At 64.8% G+C, this 16,421-nt stretch carries 20 protein-coding genes; 7 read left to right on the top strand and 13 right to left on the bottom strand.

Features of this window, described 5'->3' with window-relative positions:
• Window positions 1-31: 31 nt before the first annotated feature.
• The 3 genes from AAFG16_RS24000 to AAFG16_RS23990 form a co-directional block, all read right to left on the bottom strand.
• A complete protein-coding gene (locus AAFG16_RS24000) occupies window positions 32-793 on the bottom strand; it encodes a slipin family protein (protein WP_342740760.1) in 762 nt (253 codons plus the stop codon).
• Window positions 790-2,160, bottom strand: coding sequence for a nodulation protein NfeD (locus AAFG16_RS23995; protein ID WP_342740759.1), 1,371 nt, complete (start codon window positions 2,158-2,160; stop codon window positions 790-792). The genes AAFG16_RS24000 and AAFG16_RS23995 overlap by 4 nt, the downstream gene beginning before the upstream one ends.
• A 159-nt stretch (window positions 2,161-2,319) precedes the next feature.
• Window positions 2,320-2,577: a tautomerase family protein gene (locus AAFG16_RS23990; RefSeq protein ID WP_283086648.1), complete on the bottom strand. Its 258-nt coding sequence runs from the start codon at window positions 2,575-2,577 to the stop codon at window positions 2,320-2,322.
• Between the two features lie 151 nt (window positions 2,578-2,728).
• On the opposite strand from AAFG16_RS23990, the gene AAFG16_RS23985 reads away from it, so the two are divergent.
• On the top strand, window positions 2,729-3,706 hold the full coding sequence (locus AAFG16_RS23985) for a helix-turn-helix domain-containing protein (RefSeq protein WP_342740758.1): 978 nt from the start codon (window positions 2,729-2,731) through the stop codon (window positions 3,704-3,706).
• 31 nt (window positions 3,707-3,737) lie between these two features.
• Here the strand turns inward: AAFG16_RS23985 and AAFG16_RS23980 are convergent, their stop codons facing one another.
• Together AAFG16_RS23980 and AAFG16_RS23975 are read right to left on the bottom strand one after the other, a co-directional pair.
• The gene (locus AAFG16_RS23980; RefSeq protein WP_342740957.1) at window positions 3,738-4,343 is read right to left on the bottom strand and encodes a hypothetical protein; all 606 of its coding nucleotides are present in this window, start codon (window positions 4,341-4,343) and stop codon (window positions 3,738-3,740) included.
• Window positions 4,344-4,442: 99 nt separating this feature from the next.
• Entirely contained in the window at window positions 4,443-5,216 is a 774-nt protein-coding gene (locus AAFG16_RS23975) for a gamma-glutamyl-gamma-aminobutyrate hydrolase family protein (protein ID WP_342740757.1), read from the bottom strand.
• A 258-nt stretch (window positions 5,217-5,474) separates the two neighbouring features.
• Here AAFG16_RS23975 and AAFG16_RS23970 point away from each other — a divergent pair, with 258 nt between their 5' ends.
• Complete coding sequence (locus tag AAFG16_RS23970; RefSeq protein ID WP_283086645.1) at window positions 5,475-6,608, top strand: AI-2E family transporter; 1,134 nt, start codon at window positions 5,475-5,477, stop codon at window positions 6,606-6,608.
• A 16-nt stretch (window positions 6,609-6,624) separates the two neighbouring features.
• Here AAFG16_RS23970 and AAFG16_RS23965 read toward each other — a convergent pair whose 3' ends face one another.
• The 6 genes from AAFG16_RS23965 to AAFG16_RS23940 all read right to left on the bottom strand — a co-directional run bounded on the left by AAFG16_RS23965 (window position 6,625) and on the right by AAFG16_RS23940 (window position 10,299).
• Window positions 6,625-6,921, bottom strand: a complete 297-nt coding sequence (locus AAFG16_RS23965; protein ID WP_063683124.1) for an antibiotic biosynthesis monooxygenase family protein — start codon at window positions 6,919-6,921, stop codon at window positions 6,625-6,627.
• A gap of 100 nt (window positions 6,922-7,021) precedes the next feature.
• A complete protein-coding gene (locus tag AAFG16_RS23960) occupies window positions 7,022-7,258 on the bottom strand; it encodes a hypothetical protein (RefSeq protein WP_283086644.1) in 237 nt (78 codons plus the stop codon).
• Window positions 7,259-7,316: 58 nt separating this feature from the next.
• A complete protein-coding gene (locus tag AAFG16_RS23955) occupies window positions 7,317-8,537 on the bottom strand; it encodes a GGDEF domain-containing protein (protein WP_342740756.1) in 1,221 nt (406 codons plus the stop codon).
• 229 nt (window positions 8,538-8,766) lie between these two features.
• Window positions 8,767-9,246 (bottom strand): 30S ribosomal protein S9, encoded by a 480-nt coding sequence (gene rpsI, locus AAFG16_RS23950; RefSeq protein ID WP_211411555.1) that lies wholly within the window; start codon window positions 9,244-9,246, stop codon window positions 8,767-8,769.
• A gap of 1 nt (window position 9,247) precedes the next feature.
• On the bottom strand, window positions 9,248-9,712 hold the full coding sequence (rplM, locus tag AAFG16_RS23945) for a 50S ribosomal protein L13 (protein WP_011087726.1): 465 nt from the start codon (window positions 9,710-9,712) through the stop codon (window positions 9,248-9,250).
• A 158-nt stretch (window positions 9,713-9,870) separates the two neighbouring features.
• A complete protein-coding gene (locus AAFG16_RS23940; protein ID WP_283086642.1) occupies window positions 9,871-10,299 on the bottom strand; it encodes a PaaI family thioesterase in 429 nt (142 codons plus the stop codon).
• A gap of 86 nt (window positions 10,300-10,385) precedes the next feature.
• Between AAFG16_RS23940 and AAFG16_RS23935 the strand changes: the two genes are divergently transcribed.
• The 4 genes from AAFG16_RS23935 (at window position 10,386) to AAFG16_RS23920 (ending at window position 13,873) form a co-directional block, all read left to right on the top strand.
• Complete coding sequence (locus AAFG16_RS23935) at window positions 10,386-11,210, top strand: enoyl-CoA hydratase (RefSeq protein ID WP_342740755.1); 825 nt, start codon at window positions 10,386-10,388, stop codon at window positions 11,208-11,210.
• 107 nt (window positions 11,211-11,317) lie between these two features.
• Window positions 11,318-11,902 (top strand): CoA-binding protein, encoded by a 585-nt coding sequence (locus tag AAFG16_RS23930; RefSeq protein ID WP_342740754.1) that lies wholly within the window; start codon window positions 11,318-11,320, stop codon window positions 11,900-11,902.
• A 149-nt stretch (window positions 11,903-12,051) separates the two neighbouring features.
• On the top strand, window positions 12,052-13,332 hold the full coding sequence (locus AAFG16_RS23925; RefSeq protein ID WP_283086640.1) for an O-acetylhomoserine aminocarboxypropyltransferase: 1,281 nt from the start codon (window positions 12,052-12,054) through the stop codon (window positions 13,330-13,332).
• Window positions 13,333-13,528: 196 nt separating this feature from the next.
• Window positions 13,529-13,873 (top strand): hypothetical protein, encoded by a 345-nt coding sequence (locus tag AAFG16_RS23920; RefSeq protein ID WP_283086639.1) that lies wholly within the window; start codon window positions 13,529-13,531, stop codon window positions 13,871-13,873.
• Here AAFG16_RS23920 and AAFG16_RS23915 read toward each other — a convergent pair whose 3' ends face one another.
• The gene (locus tag AAFG16_RS23915; protein WP_283086638.1) at window positions 13,874-14,956 is read right to left on the bottom strand and encodes a COX15/CtaA family protein; all 1,083 of its coding nucleotides are present in this window, start codon (window positions 14,954-14,956) and stop codon (window positions 13,874-13,876) included.
• A gap of 109 nt (window positions 14,957-15,065) precedes the next feature.
• Between AAFG16_RS23915 and AAFG16_RS23910 the strand changes: the two genes are divergently transcribed.
• Complete coding sequence (locus AAFG16_RS23910; protein ID WP_342740753.1) at window positions 15,066-15,287, top strand: DUF2842 domain-containing protein; 222 nt, start codon at window positions 15,066-15,068, stop codon at window positions 15,285-15,287.
• On the opposite strand, the gene AAFG16_RS23905 is transcribed toward AAFG16_RS23910, so the two are convergent.
• Window positions 15,271-16,320 carry a polysaccharide deacetylase family protein gene (locus AAFG16_RS23905; protein WP_342740752.1) on the bottom strand — a complete coding sequence of 350 codons (1,050 nt, stop codon included), beginning with the start codon at window positions 16,318-16,320 and terminating at the stop codon, window positions 15,271-15,273. The genes AAFG16_RS23910 and AAFG16_RS23905 overlap by 17 nt on opposite strands.
• Between the last annotated feature and the right edge of the window lie 101 nt (window positions 16,321-16,421).

Here is a 16,421-nt window from a genome sequence, read left to right as displayed (position 1 = left end):
GGCCGCGACAACGGTGGGCTTTGCTACGCTCTCACGTCGTCTCACGCCGCGATGTCAAATGGTCGAGCAGCCCCGTCGGCAGCGGAAACACGATGGTCGACGACCGTTCGCCCGCGATGTCGTGCAAAGCCGCGAAATAGCGCAGCTGCATCGCCTGAGGCTCCTGCGCGAGGATCTGGCCGGCTTCGACCAGCTTTTCGGCAGCCTGCTGCTCACCCATCGCGTTGATCACCTTGGCCCGCCGCAACCGCTCCGCCTCAGCCTGTTTGGCAATCGCGCGAACCATGGTTTCGTTGATATCGACGTCCTTGATCTCTATGCCGGTGACCTTGATGCCCCAGACATCGGTCTGCTTGTCGAGGATCTCCTGGATGTCGGCATTCAGCCTGTCGCGCTCGGCAAGCATCTCGTCGAGCTCGTGCTTGCCGAGCACCGAACGCAACGTGGTCTGGGCGAGTTGGCTGGTGGCGGCCATGTAATCGCCGACCTTGATGATGGCCCGTTCGGGGTCGACGATGCGGAAGTAAAGAACGGCGTTGACCTTGACGGATACGTTGTCGCGCGAAATCACGTCCTGCGGTGGCACGACCTGCACCATCACCCGTAGATCGACCTTTACGAGTTGCTGCACGATCGGAACGAGGAGGATGAGGCCCGGGCCCTTCACGCCGGTAAAGCGGCCGAGCGTAAAGATGACGCCACGCTCGTATTCGCGCAGGATTCGAATGGCCTGGGACAGAAACATGATGACCAGCAGCGCAAGGGCCGCATAGGTCAGATATTCCAGCATCATGATGGACCTCCCTCGCCGGTTCGGGCTGGTGCGCGCCGTATCAGCAGCGTCAGATCGACGACGTTGGCGACTTCGACGGTCTCTCCGGGCTTGAACGTTTCGGCGCCGCGCGCCTGCCAGCGCTCACCATGGGCGAACACATGTCCTTCGTTCCCGTTCCAGTCGAGAACCTCGGCGGGCAAGCCTCGCATGGCCTTTGCGCCGACCAGTGCAGGAGCCTTGCCGACGCGCCGAAGCGAACCAAGCACGACGAGCGCAAAGCCGACGAACACTGACGCAGTGATGCCGATCACCCACCATGACAGCTGGTAGCCAGGCGCCTCGCCCCTGAAAAGCATCAGGGCTCCCAGCACGAAAGCGATGATCCCTCCCAAACCGATCACCACGGTCGGATTGAAGGCTTCGATGGTGAGAAGCACGAGTCCAACCAACATCAGGGCGAGGCCGGCATAATTGACCGGCAGCAGATTGAGCGCATAGAGGCCGATCAGCAGGCAGATCGCGCCGACGACTCCCGGGGCGACGGCACCGGGAGATATGAACTCGAAGATCACGCCGTAGATGCCGACCATCAGGAGAATGAACGCCACGTTCGGATCGGTGATAACAGCCAGGAAGCGGGATATCCGTCCGGGGTCGATGGCTTCGACGACAGCATCCTTTGTCACCAGGCGCTGCGTCTTGCCGCCTGCAACCTCGACCACGCGGCCATCGATCTGCCTCAGCAACTCAGCCTGATCGCGCGCGACGAGATCGATGGCGTGAGCTTCCAGCGCAGCGTTGGCGGAGAGTGTGGCGGCCTCACGGACCGCCTTCTCAGCCCACTCCGCATTGCGGCCACGCAGCTCGGCAAGGCTGCGGATGAAGGCGACGGCATCGTTCGTCACCTTCGCCATCATTGCGTCCTTCGGCTCGTCCTTCTTGTCCTTGCCGTCCTTGTCCGGCGTACCGCCGAGCGGCCCGCTAAGCTGCACCGGCGTTGCAGCACCAATATTGGTGCCCGGCGCCATCGCTGCGATGTGGGACGCATAAAGGATGTAGGTCCCCGCGCTCGCCGCGTGGGCGCCGGAGGGAGCGACGTAACCGACGACGGGGATCGGCGAGGCCAGCACATCGGCGATGATCTCGCGCATGCTGGAATTGAGACCGCCGGGCGTGTTCATTCTCAGAAGCACGATTTCGGCGCGACGCTCGCTTGCCTTGGCCAAAGCCTCCTTCACGTAGCTGGCCGACGCAGGGCCAATGGCCCCGTCGATCGAAACTATCAGTGCAAGGCGGCTGTTCTCCTCCGCTGGGCTGGGACGGAGGCCGCACATCAAAGCCGCGACGCCAATCGCCGCAACGAGGGCCGCCTTCATGGTCTGCACGGCAGTGCTCCCTTGCAGAGCATATGGTGCGCGTCTTGCGAACCTCAATGTGGCCGCGTGCAGACCCTTGTCGTGATTGTGCGATGCAATGGAATTGCCCTGAGCATAGGGCGGTGGCGGACCATGCCTTGGGCTGATCCGCCGGTGCACTCTGCACTGCTACGGCCGCCGGACCCGCACCCCGTCCGCCCCGATCGCACCGAACGTGCCAGCGATGATCTCGCTCGTCGGCTGCATGCCGCCGAGCGACCAGTGCGAGGGCTCCTGCTCCTCGATCCTGACCCAGACGTTGCGGCGGAAGTCCGGACTGCCCTGCCCTTCGACCTCGACCATCAGGTCGGTGATGCGCTCGAGCAGCGCCTTCTTCTGCGCCGCGTCCAGGATGCCGCGGACAGTGGAAACCGTGATGTATGGCATGTCTCTCTCCAATCATGTGGTGTGACGACGGCGCGAGATTGGACCCGACGCCGCCAACACGGCAGTGGCGGACAAGCCAGAGATCGGGCAATTTCCGCCACACGCCCGCCGTTCCGGTCGGATAAGGTGGATGCACTTGCCTGGAGACGTCATGAAGCTCGCGGTTCTCGCACTGGAAGGCTGCATGCATTCGGCGATTGCCGGCGTCGCCGACATCCTCGCGCTCGCCAATCACGTGATGCAGCAGAGCGGCGCAAGATCGCGCTTCGCCCTTCAGACGCTCTCGCTCGACGGCAAACCGGTGCGCGCCGGCGGCGGACAGATGGTCGCGGTCGATGGCGCGGTCGGCAAACGCGGCCGCTTCGACGCGATCCTCGTCCCCGGCAACCTCGTCGATCACGTCACGGCCGAGCGGCTCCAGCCACAATATGCCCGTGCAGGAGCCTGGCTGCGGCAGCAGCATGCAAGCGGCCGGCTGATCGGCGCCTTTTGCAGCGGCGTGTTCCTGCTGGCCGGTGCCGGCCTGCTCGACAATCGTCGCGCCACCATCACCTGGTGGCTGCAAAGCGAGCTGCGGCAGCGCCATCCCGCGATCGACCTCGCACCCGACGCCGTCATCACCGTTGCCGACCGCATCGTCTGTGCGGCAGGACCGATGTCGTGGGTCGATCTCCTGCTCAGGCTGATCGAGATGATCGAGGGCAAGGAGGTCGCAAAACTATGCGCGGACTACGTCGTCATCGACACCGCGCAGCGGACCCAATCGCTCTTCATGCCCGTCGGCTACCTGCTGTCGCAGGACCCGCTGCTGACCAAGGCGGACCTGCTGGTTCGCCGCAGCGGCAAGAGCCCGATGACGGTCAGGCGCCTCGCGGAGGCGCTCGGCCTCAGCGAGCGCACGCTGAACCGGAAGTTCCAGGCGCTCACGCGCGAGCCGCCGCAGGCGTTCATCACGCGCCGCCGCGTCGAGCACGCGCGCACGCTGCTGGAGACGACGATGCAGCCGGTCAAGACCATCGCGCGTGCTGCCGGCTATGAGGACGAAAGCAGTTTTCGCAAGGCCTTCCGCAAGCTGACTTTGATGTCACCGCAGGCCTATCGGGCGCGGCGGCTGGAGCGGGCGGCCTGACGGCTTCCCGCCGCATGTCCGGTTGACCGTCTCACTTGTCCGGAAAATTCACGCCGATCTCGGTCACCACAGGCGCCCATTTCACCAGCGTCGCGAAGTCGGAGGCCACCTTCACGCCGTCGCCCAAGAGCGATTTGGGCGCGGCGGATTTCTTGCCGAAGCGGATCGTGACGGTGCAGCCGCCTTGCAGCGGGCGGCCGAGCGTCCCGCCCTTCCAGTCGGTAACGAAGCCGCCGTAGTCCCATTCGAAACCGCTGACGAGGAACGGCTTGCCGTTGGCCTTCTGCACGTCGGCAAGGCTCGATCCGATCGTGGCACCGCCAACGCTCCAGAGGCTGGTCTTGCCTGCATCGCGCAAGGTCAAACCGGAGGCGCGCATGGCCTTGTCGTCGGTGAAGGCGACTTCGATGCGGCGGTCCCTCGCCTTCGGAAACAGCACGAGGCCTTTGTACTTCTCGCCCTCGGCGCCCGGCAGGTCCTGCACCACGGCGTCCTTCCCGAAGCGCTGTTTCAAGCTCCGTTCAGTGTCATCAGGCGCGACCGGCGAGGCACAAGTGATCGACCCTTCCTGCGCCGGCGTGGTTTGGGCGAATGCAGGGGACGCGAGCAGGACAAGGGCGGTGGCCGTGTGGCGCATCATCGGGGTGCAATTCCAGACCTAAAAATCCGGTCAGCAAGGTAGCGCGCGAGATCAACTCGACACAACTACTCCCCGTCATTGCGAGCGCAGCCCGCCCTACGCCGCCGCTCTCTGCCGCGCCACCAGCGCTTCGCCGAAAGCCTCGAACAGCTTGCGGTTGATGGGGTTGCGCTGCGGATCGTATTCGGCGTGCCATTGCACGCCGAGCGCGAAGGTCGGGGCTTCCGCGATGCGGATCGCCTCGATGGTGCCGTCCTCGGCGACGCCCTCAATCAGCACGCGCTTGCCGGGGTCGAGGATGCCCTGGCCGTGCAGCGAATTGACCCTGATCTTCTCGCAGCCGAGCAGTTTTGCGAACGCCCCGCCCGGAGTGAGGTCGACGTCGTGGCGGTCGGCGAACACCACGGTCGGATCGGGATGGATCTCGCCGTTCTCGAGCCGGGGCATGCGGTGGTTCATGCGACCCGGAATCTCGCGGATCTCCGGATGCAAGGAGCCGCCGAAGGCGACGTTCATCTCCTGGAGGCCGCGGCAGATGCCGAACAGCGGAATGCCGCGGGAGACGCAGGCGACCGAGAGCGCCAGCGCGACCTCGTCGCGGTGGATGTCGTAGGGCTCGTGCTTCTCGCAGGGGTCGACGTTGAAGCGGGTCGGGTGGACGTTGGCGCGGGCACCGGTGAGGACGATGCCGTCGACGGTGTCGAGCAGCGCAGCGATGTCCGTGATGTCGGGCGCTCCCGCGAACATCACCGGCAGACCGCCGGAGACCTCGGCCACGGCGCGCAAATTCCGCTCGCCGACCATCTGGACCTGAAATCGATTTTCGACGCGATGGGCATTCCCGATCACGCCGACGACCGGCTTTCTCATCTCCCGTTCCGACCTCCCGCCGAGAAAAGATTCTCCAAAGATGCCCTCGGGATGGAACAAATTCAACAGAGGGGATCGCGGGACGGCAATGCTATTTTCGCGCAAATGCGCTGGCAGAGGGTCCGATGTCGCACCGTTTCGCCGGGGCAGCGTTGGCTCCTGGGCCGCGGACACGTCAAATCGGCGCTTGGCCCGGCTTGATCCCCGGTGGAATTTCGCGAAAGAGTGCCCGCGCGCAGCCGCCAAGAAGGAGCCGATGTGACCATTTCCAGAGATGAACGGCCCCGGACCCGCACCGATCTGGCCTGGTCGATCTCGGTCGGCGGCATCGGGGTCGTGCTGTTCACGGCTCTCCTCGCCTTCGCCTGGTATTTTGCGGCCACCCTGCTCCTGATCTTCACCGGCATGCTGCTCGGCGTCGGTCTCAACGCGCTGACGGGCGCGCTCGGCCGCCGCGTCCAGCTGCCCCATCCGGTCCGGCTCGCGATCGTCTGCATCGTGCTGGCCTTGATGCTCGCCGGCGTCGCCTATCTCGGCGGTGCCACCATCGCCGAGCAGGCCTCGGTGCTGAGCAAGACCATCAAGTCGCAGATCGGCAACGTCCGTTCCTTCCTCGAGAACCACGGCATCGACACCAGCGTGTTCGATCTCGGCAATGCCGCGCCCGCCGCCACCGGCGATGCAACGCCGACGCCCGCCCCGAGCCCGGCCGCGCACGGCGGATTGCCGGGCGCAGGCGCGCTGGCCTCGAGCGGCGGGGCGATCGTCAGCCAGACCTTCAAGCTGCTGTTCGGCGCCATCAGCGCCGTCGGCAACATCTTCATTGTGCTGTTTCTTGGCCTCGCCTTCGCCGCCCAGCCGAGCGTCTATCACGATGGCCTGCTGTTCCTGGCACCGGCGAAACATCGCAGCCGCGCCGCCCTGATCATCGACGGCATCAGCGAGACACTGGAGCGCTGGCTGATCGCGCAGATCGTCGTGATGATTGCGGTCGGCGCGGTGACCTGGATCGGGCTTGCCGTCATCGGCATCCCCGGCTCGTTCATCCTGGGAATCCAGGCCGGCCTGCTTGCCTTCATCCCGACCGTTGGCGCCATCATCGCCGGCGTCGTCGTGGTGCTTGCGAGCCTCGCCTCAGGCTGGATCCCGGCGCTGTCCGCCTTTCTGCTCTTCATGGGCGTGCACGCCATGGAGAGCTACGTGCTGACGCCGATCCTGCAGCGTCAGGCGCTCGACATCCCGCCGGCCACGCTGTTCGCGTTCCAGATACTGCTCGGCGTTGTGTTCGGCCTCTGGGGCCTCGCGCTGGCGCTGCCTCTCGTCGCCATCGCCAAGGTCATGATCGACCATTTCAAGACGTATGAGGCGCCGCCTCTGGCGGAGGCGGCGTAAGGCGTCTTGAAGTCGCTCAGGTCGTCAGCACGGTCTCGGTGTGCTCGACTTCCGGAGGCGCGGCAAAATACTGGCCGACGAGGCCGCGCCACTCGGTGAAATTCTCCGAGCCCCGGAAATCGACGGTGTGATTTTCCAGCGTCGCCCACTTCACCATCAGCCGGTAGCGCTGAGGCTTCTCGATCGACTTGTGCAGCTCAAAACCGTGAAAGCCCTTGGAACGGCCGAAGGCGGCCTTGGCCTTGGCGACAGCAGCCTCAAAGTCCTTCTCGCTGCCCGGTTTGACGTCAATTTGCGCGATCTCGGTGACCATCGGTTTCCACCCTTCGTGTTTGATGGGCGTTGTCTACCGCAGACCGAGACAAAGAAAAAGGCGCCGAAACGGCGCCCTGCCCGTCAGAAATGCGTCGCTCTCAGGCGAACAGCAGCGCGGTGCCTGCCACGATCAGCGTGCAACCGATAAACAGCGCAAGCGGCCAGTAGCTGCGGCCCTGCGTATAGCGCCCCTGCGCACGCCGCTCGGTGATCAGCGCGCTCTCATATTCGTCTGCAGTGGAGAACAGGCAGGCGAAGCCGCCGCGTGCCAAGCTTGCGGCGGCTTCGAGCGACATCAGGGCAGCTTGCGGGTTCTGTCGACGGATCGATTCCATGACCGCGATGGTAGGGATCGAATGGTAAACAGAGACTTACCGCAGCTCCTTCCGCGCGTCAGGCAGTGGCCGGCCGCGCCTGCTGCGCACCGGTCCGCGCGGCGCTCTGGCGGCGCCAGTTCTCCAGCGAGAGCGGCAGCTCCTCCGCGGCCTCGACGCGGTTACGGCCGCCGCGCTTGGCCTGATAAAGCGCGGTGTCGGCCGAGGCCAGCAATACTTCGAGCTCGGTGCCGGCCGGACCGCCGGCAACCCCGATGCTGACGGTGGTGTCGACCGGACCTTCATCGACGACGACTCCGGAGGTCTCGAACGCTTCGCGGACGCGCTCGGCCACCAGCACGCCCTCCTCGAGCGAGCACGGCAGCAACGCCGCAAATTCCTCGCCGCCGATGCGGCCCGAGAGGTCGGAGATGCGCAAGTTGCTGATGACCACGGTCGAGAACAGTTTCAGCATCTCGTCGCCGGCGGGATGGCCAAAGCGGTCGTTGATCGACTTGAAGTGGTCGATGTCGAAGATCATCACGGTCACGGGACGGCCGGCCTTGGCCTCGCGCTCGATCACGCGTCCGCAGGCTTCCGAGAAGCCGCGGCGGTTGAGCATGCCGGTGAGCGGGTCGGTGGACGCGGCCGTCCGGTGCGCCGTCACCGTGCGCTCGGACACCAGCATGAAGATCACGAACACGGTGCCGACGGCGTAGAGGATCAGCTCGACCGCGAACACGGTGACCCAGATGCTCGACGAGAAGCCGGCATCGTGCGGGCGCAAAAAGCTGCCGAGCAGGATCGGCAGCATCAAGACGCAGCCGTGCATCACCGGCACCACGAAAGCCGGCCAGCGCCGTTGCAGGCTCTTGCGGCGCTCGACCCACAGCTCGCTCGCAGTCAGCGCCGCATAGACCGAGACGATGCCGGCGCCGATGATCATGCGCAGCATGGACGCTGAGGGATCGAGCAGCGAGACGGCGGCGACCCAGGCGAGCGCGCCAAGGAGGAGGCCCGGCCAGTTCGGCTTGCGGCCATGGAAGACGCGCGCGGCATTCCACACCATGCCGCAGGCGACGAATCCGACCGCGTTTAACGCCAGATAGAGATGCGGCCCGAGCTTGTCGCCGGCCGCCGTCCACAGCGCGACGGAGGCGGCGCCGAGCAGATAGGCGGTGCCCCACCATTTCAGCGCAGGACTGTTCTCCTGCCTGCCAAAGAATACCATCATGGCGCCGAGCAGTGCGGCAACCATGGTGGCAACCAAATAGAGCGTGATGCTATCGAGCGACATCATGTCGGCCCCCTTGAAAACATAGCAGTTACGCGATCGGCACATCCGATTTGCGCGCCCTTCCGAATGCGACGCTATGTCCCGCGAGTTCCATTCAGGTTTTCGTGCGAGCCCAAGTTTTCGGGAAACACGCCATCAATTTGCGTACAAACGAACAACAAAAAGGGCGCTGAAATCAGCGCCCTTTTGCATCTCATTGAAGCCGCTTTCGCGGCGAATGTGACCGAGGCGATTAACGCTTCGAGAACTGGAAGGACCGGCGGGCCTTGGCCTTGCCGTACTTCTTACGCTCGACCACGCGCGAGTCGCGGGTGAGGAAGCCGCCCTTCTTGAGCACGGTGCGCAGCTCCGGCTCGAAATAGGTGAGCGCCTTGGAGATGCCGTGACGGACCGCACCGGCCTGGCCCGACAGACCGCCGCCGGCGACGGTGCAGATCACGTCGTACTGGCCGGAACGCTGGGCCACCGAGAACGGCTGCTCGATCATCATGCGCAGCACGGGACGGGCGAAATAGACCTCGACCTCGCGCGAATTGACGGTGACCTTGCCGGCGCCCGGCTTGATCCAGACGCGGGCGACCGCGTCCTTGCGCTTGCCGGTGGCGTAGGCGCGGTTGAACTTGTCGACCTTCTTCTCGTGCTTGGGCGCCTCGGGCGCCGCCGCCGTCTTGAGCTGCGAGAGCTGGTCGAGCGACTGGATGGATTCGGCCATGTTATGCGGCCCTCGTGTTCTTGCGGTTCAACTTGGCGATATCGATCTTCTCGGGCTGCTGCGCCTCGTGCGGATGATCGGCGCCGCCGTAAACACGAAGGTTGCCCATCTGCACGCGACCGAGCGGACCACGCGGGATCATGCGCTCGACGGCCTTTTCGAGCACGCGCTCGGGATGCTTGCCCTCGAGGATCTGGCGCGCAGTGCGCTCCTTGACGTGGCCGACATAGCCGGTGTGCTTGTAGTAGGTCTTCTGCTCGCGCTTGCGACCGGTGAGGACCGCATGCTGCGCGTTGATGATGATGACGTTGTCGCCGCAATCAACGTGGGGGGTGTAGGTCGGGAGGTGCTTGCCGCGCAGGCGCATGGCAACGATGGTGGCGAGACGGCCGACGACCAGACCCTTGGCGTCGATCAGCACCCACTTCTTCGTCACCTCAGCCGGCTTTGCCGAAAAGGTTTTCATGTCAGAGTTTCCGTGGACGGGGAGCATCGGCGCGAATACCGCACCGGACTGCGCGGTTTTCTAGAGAAGAGACGCGCGACGGTCAATGCCAGAAGACGGAAATTACCTGCATAAAATCAATATCTTAAAAATATGGTACTATATTACCTGCGAAAAGCTCAAACATTTGGAATGGAATAGGTCGAGGTGACATGGGCAATCGGATCGGGTGAGGTCCCGGATAACAGGTTCACCTCCCCGACCGCGAGGCGCTTGCCGAGCTTGAGCAGCCGGGCTTCCGCCAGCACGTCCTGCCCCGGCTGGCCCTTACGCAGGAAATTGATGTTGAGATTGGTGGTGACCGCGAGCCCGATAGGCCCGATTGCGGACAGCAGCACCACGTACATGGCGAAATCGGCCAGCGCCATCAGCGTCGGGCCGGACACGGTTCCGCCCGGCCGCAGCATTCTTTCGCTGAAGCGCTGGCGCAAAAGGCAGGTCTGGCCGTCCGCGCTCTCGATCGTGATGTCGTCGCCGCTGAAGGCCTGGGGAAACTCGTCGCGGAGAAACTGCTCGACCTCCGCCACGGTCATTTTCGCTGCCGCCATGCTGTTCCCCACCCTCGCTTCACTTGCCCTGGTACATTAAGTTATCTGCGTCATCCCATTGCAATCATCCAACGGAAACCGCGTCAATGTCCGTTCAGGCCGCCCGCGCCCCCTCCCCGCACCCGCCGATCCTGCTGCGCGAGACCGTCGGCCCGATCGCGGTCCTGACGCTGAACCGTCCGGCCGCCCGCAACAGCCTGTCGGCGGCGATGATCGCCACTCTGCATGCCGAGCTCAACGAGATCCGCGACGAGAAGGCCATCCGCGGCGTGGTGATCGCCGCCAACGGTCCGGCCTTCTCCGCCGGCCACGACTTGAAGGAGCTGACAGCGCGTCGCACCGACCTGGATCGCGGCCGCGCCTTCTTCGCCGAGATGATGAACGCCTGCAGCGCGATGATGCAGGCGGTCGTGCATCTGCCCAAGCCCGTGATCGCGTCCGTCCAGGGCATCGCGACCGCGGCGGGCTGTCAGCTGGTTGCGAGTTGCGATCTCGCGATCGCCTCGGAAGACGCGAAATTCGCGACGCCGGGCGTCGACATCGGCCTGTTCTGCTCGACGCCGATGGTCGCGCTCTCGCGCAACGTCCCGCGCAAGCAGGCCATGGAGATGCTGCTCACGGGCGAGCCTGTTACGGCAGACCGCGCCCGCGAGATCGGCCTCGTCAACCGCGTTGTGCCCGCCGGCACCGAGCTCGGCGCCGCGATCGAGCTCGCGCAGCAGGTCGCGCTGAAGTCCGCCTACACCGTCAAGCTCGGCAAGGAAGCCTTCTACCGCCAGGCCGAGATGAGCCTTGCGGATGCTTATCGCTATGCCGCCGAGGTGATGACCGAGAACATGATGGCGCGTGATGCCGAGGAAGGCATCGGCGCGTTCATCGAGAAGCGTCAGCCGACATGGCGGGATGAATAACCGCGTCATTGCGAGCGAAGCGAAGCAATCCAGAAATCGCTCCATGGAAACAGTCTGGATTGCTTCGTCGCTTCGCTCCTCGCAATGACAACAACAAAGAAGACCCAATGAACCACGACGCCTATCCCGACAATTACATCCGCAGCATCCTCAACAGCGTGAAGTCGATCGCGATGGTCGGTGCCTCGCCGGTCAATGTGCGGCCGAGCTATTTCGCGTTCAAATATCTGGCGCAGCGCGGCTACGACATGATCCCGGTCAATCCCGGCCATGTCGGCAAGGAGCTGCTCCGAAAACCCTTCGTTGCCTCGCTCTCCGACATCGGCCGTCCCGTCGACATGATCGACATTTTCCGCAATTCCAGCCACATCATGCCCGTCGTCGAGGAGGCGCTGACGCTCGATCCGCTGCCGAAGGTGATCTGGATGCAGCTTGGCGCGCGGGATGACGCCGCGGCGGAAAAGGCGGAGGCGGCCGGGATCAAGGTCGTGATGAACCGCTGCCCCAAGATCGAATATGGCCGTTTGTCGTCGGAGATTTCCTGGATGGGCGTGAATTCGCGCACGCTCAGCTCCAAGCGCCCGCCGGCGCCGACGCAGGGCATGCGGCTCTCCCTCAATCGGATGAGTGTCGGCGGCGGCGATACCGCGGCCTCCGATCGCGCGGCCAAAAACAAGACCGAGCAAAGCTGAGACAATCGCGAAGGATTCCTTTCGCGAACGCGACATTGCGTAGCAAGATCACGCCCAAATCATTCTGGTGTGAAGCGGCAGCTTGACGGCAGCCACGGCGGCCATCAGCATGCCGCGCGATTTCAGACCACAAGAACAGGACGCCCTCAATGAGCGATCGCCTTCCGGGATTTTCGACCCTCGCCGTGCATGCCGGTGCACAGCCCGATCCGACCACCGGTGCGCGCGCGACTCCGATTTATCAAACCACGTCTTTCGTCTTCAATGACGCCGACCATGCTGCCTCGCTGTTCGGCTTGCAGGCATTCGGCAACATCTACACCCGCATCGGCAACCCCACCAACGCGGTCCTAGAAGAGCGCGTCGCCGCGCTCGAAGGCGGCACCGCCGCGCTCGCGGTCGCCTCGGGCCATGCCGCGCAGGTCGTGGTGCTCCAGCAGCTGCTCCAGCCCGGCGACGAGTTCATCGCTGCGCGAAAACTCTATGGCGGCTCGATCAACCAGTTCACGCATGCGTTCAAGAGCTTTGGCTGGAACGTGGTGTGGGCCGATCCGGATGACATCGCAAGCTTCGAGCGCGCGGTGACGCCGCGCACCAAGGCGATCTTCATCGAGTCCATTGCCAACCCGGCCGGCAGCATCACCGACATCGAGGCGATCTCCACGGTGGCGCGCAAGGCGGGCGTGCCGCTGATCGTCGACAACACGCTGGCCTCGCCCTATCTGATCCGCCCGATCGACCACGGCGCCGACATCGTCGTGCACTCGCTGACGAAATTCCTGGGCGGCCACGGCAACTCGCTCGGCGGCATCATCGTCGATGCCGGCACGTTCGACTGGTCGACCGGCGGCAAATATCCGATGCTGTCGGAGCCGCGGCCGGAATATCACGGCATCCGCCTTCAGGAGACCTTCGGCAATTTCGCCTTCGCGATCGCCTGCCGGGTGCTGGGTCTGCGCGATCTCGGGCCGGCGCTCTCGCCCTTCAATGCCTTCATGATCCTCACCGGCATCGAGACGCTGCCGCTGCGCATGCAGAAGCACTGCGACAACGCCAAGGCGGTCGCCGAATTCCTCGCCGGCCATCCGGCGGTGGCGTCAGTGAGCTATGCGGGCCTTCCGAGCGACAAGTACAACCAGCTCGCGCGCAAATATGCGCCGCGGGGCGCGGGCGCGGTGTTCACCTTCAGCCTGAAGGGCGGCTATGACGCCGGCGTCAACCTGGTCTCGAAGCTGCAGCTGTTCTCGCACCTCGCCAATGTCGGCGACACCCGCTCGCTCGTCATCCATCCGGCCTCGACCACGCATAGCCAGCTCGACGACGCCGCCAAGGTCAAGTCCGGCGCCGGTCCCGACGTGGTGCGGCTCTCGATCGGCATCGAGGACAAGGAAGATCTGATCGCCGATCTGGAGCAGGCGCTGGGGGCGTAGTTCGCCCGTCGTTCCGGGGCGCGCGTAGCGCGAACCCGGAACCTCGATCTTGTCTAGTCAGCTCGAGATTCCGGGCTCGGTGCTTCGCACCGCCCCGGAATGACGACAGTGGTTTTGGCCGCTGCCGGTTAATCCGCATTAACCATATCTGCCCCATACATCGACTTTGGATCGCCCCTTTGATTCGGAGCCGACGATGCTGCGCTGGATGGTGCCTGCCCTTGCGGCCATGCTGACGGTCTCAACCGCCTTCGCCGCCGATCTGGCAGCGACGCCGAAGCGGCGCGCCGCCGCTCCGCCGCCGGAGCCGCCAACGGTCTATGTCGAGACCGATCCGGATGCGCTGATCTCGCCGGCCTACGGCATCGGCAGCTACGTCCGCAATTTGCCGGGTACGCCGCTATTGCCCGGCTCCAACACGCTGCCGGGCTATTACGGTCGCCCCTGGAGCTACGATTATCAGGGCCCATACTACGGCGGACCGCAGGTCGGCTATTTCTGGCGGCTGCCCTATGCGTGCGGTGTCTACGGCTATTGCTGATCAGCCGGCCTGGCTGACCGGGACTGCGCGCGGCTGCGTCGCAGTCGACTGCCGCGAGGCAAGCCGCTCCACCTGCATCACCGCAAGGGTGAGCACCACGATCGCAACGGCCTGATGCATCAGGGCGAGTCCGATCGGCACCTGGTTGAGCAGTGTCAGGATACCCAGCACCGCTTGCAGGCTCACCGCCGCGAACAGCCAGAGCGCACCGCTGGTAGCCGAACCTGCGCGCGAACGCACCGCATCGAAGGCGTGCAGCAGAGCCAGCGCGAACAGCGCATAGGCGGTCATGCGGTGCTCGAACTGCACGGTGAGCACGTTGTCGAACATGTTCCGCCACCACGGCGTCTCGAACCACAGCCGCTCGCCCGACGGAATGAACGCGCCGTCGATCTCAGGCCAGGTATTGTAGGCGCGGCCCGCGCGCAGGCCCGCAACCAGCGCGCCGAAATAGATCTGCACGAAGGTCACGACGAGAAGCAGCGCGCTGGTGAAGCGCAGCCGCGCGGGCGCTGCGATCTGCGGCCGCTCCTTGAGCCGCCGGACCGTCCAGACGATGCCGGCGAAAATCAAGAGCGCCAGCACCAGATGCGTCGCCAGCCGATATTGCGAGACCTCGACGCGCTCGATGAGGCCCGAGGCCACCATCCACCAGCCGACCGCGCCCTGCAGTCCGCCGAGCGCAAACAGCAGCCACAGCCGCCGCTTGAGCTCACCCGAGAGGCCACCCCGCCACAGAAAGAACAGGAACGGCAGGAGATAGGCGACACCGATGAAGCGGCCGAGCAGCCGGTGGCTCCATTCCCACCAAAAGATCTCCTTGAACTCGGACAGGCTCATGCCCGCGTTGAGTTCGCGATATTGCGGGATCTTCTTGTAGGCCTCGAACGCCTCGGTCCACTGCGCTTCCGACAGCGGCGGGACGCTGCCCGTGACCGGTTTCCACTCGACGATCGAGAGCCCGGATTCCGTCAGCCGCGTCGCACCGCCGACCAGCACCATCAGCGCGATCAGCGCGGCCACGGAGATCAGCCACCAGCGCACGGCGCGATGCGGCTCGGACGGGGCGGAAATCGGCGTCATTTCAGGGGCTAAACCAGGTCTATAGCTAAGAGACTTGAACCGGACTGCGTGCCCCTTATAGTCCCCCGCTCCCGCAGCGCAAGTTACGCGAAAGCCGCAGCATTCCGCCATGACGATCCGCACCCGCAAGTTCCTCGGCGCCATCCTGCTCCTGGTGCTGGCCACCGTCTGGGCCCTGCTCGGCATGGCCTTCGCGCAGATGCCGTGGATCGCCGAATCCGGCTGGCGGCAGGCGATCTACTACGTGGTGGTGGGCATGGGCTGGGTGCTGCCGGCGATGCCGATCGTGAGCTGGATGCAGCGGCCCGACCGGGTCAAGTCGAGTTCGTGACGCTGCCCGTCGGCTTCACCGGCGCAAAGGCGACACCCGACATCAGCACGCGCAACATGCGCAGCGAGCGCACGCGCCCGTCCCAGGAAATCCGCGGCAGCGCGCGCAGATTGGTGCGGCCCTCCGCATCGACGATGCCCGGGATCGTCGACACCGCGCTGGCAAAGCCGGCGTGCTCCGCCATCACGACGTGACTGCGCCGGAACGACGTGCGGTCGCCGAACGGAAAGGCGAGATGCCTGACATCGCGGTGGAAGGCGGCTTCCGCGACGGCCTTGCCCATCGTCATCTCGCGCAGCGCGGCCGCATCTTTCATATTGGCGAGAACGGGATAGTTCACGGTCGCGCTGCCGATCGTTACCAGCGGATCGGCAGCCAGCTTCGCCAGATCCTCCCAGTCCATCGACGCTTCGCGCGAGAGCGCGGCAAGATCGATCCGGTAGCGCGTGCAGAGATCGGCCATCGCCACCGACAGTTCCGCCGGCGGCAGCGAGCGCAGCCAGCCTTCGAGATGCGAGAACAAAGCCCGCTTCTCGGCATTGCCAGCGACAGTGAAGCGCTGCTCCTTCTCGCCCATCATCAGGCTGATGCGGCTCTCGCGCGCAATCACCTGCTCGAGGCCGAGCCACCAGGCTTCCCCGACACCGTCGGGAAAAGCGGTGGGAACGTAGACGGTGAACGGGACGGCGTGGCGCGCCAGCACCGGATAGGCGAAGCTGATGAGGTCCTTAGGCGCGCCGTCGAAGGTGAGCGCCACGAAGCGATGCTTCTCCCGCAGCGTCACCGCGCGGCGGCAAACCTCGTCCATGCCGAGGAAGTCATATCGCCACCGCTTCAGCGCGCCAATGGCGCGGTCGAGGAATTGCGGCGTGATCTCGTCATGTCTCAGCGGCTGGAATCCGCCGCGCCGCCGCGGCCGCACGCGCGAAAAACGCAGGATGGCGCCGGCGCCGCGGCTGCGCAGCGCAGGCTGGCCGGTGAACCAGGCCAGTTCGAGGCGCAGCCGCTCCAGCCATCTGTCGTCCGATGCCAATATCCCACCTTCGCGTTCGTCGGCGCCCCGTTCCCTCGCCCATTGTCATTACCCTTTGTTGACATTTCTTTGTAAAGGTCGGCCACAGGCCGAATTACGCA

Source organism: Bradyrhizobium sp. B117 (genome assembly GCF_038969555.1).
In the GTDB taxonomy this organism is placed as follows: Bacteria; Pseudomonadota; Alphaproteobacteria; order Rhizobiales; family Xanthobacteraceae; genus Bradyrhizobium.
Note: the sequence above shows the minus strand (reverse complement) of the source record. Positions and strands in the feature narration are given on the sequence as shown.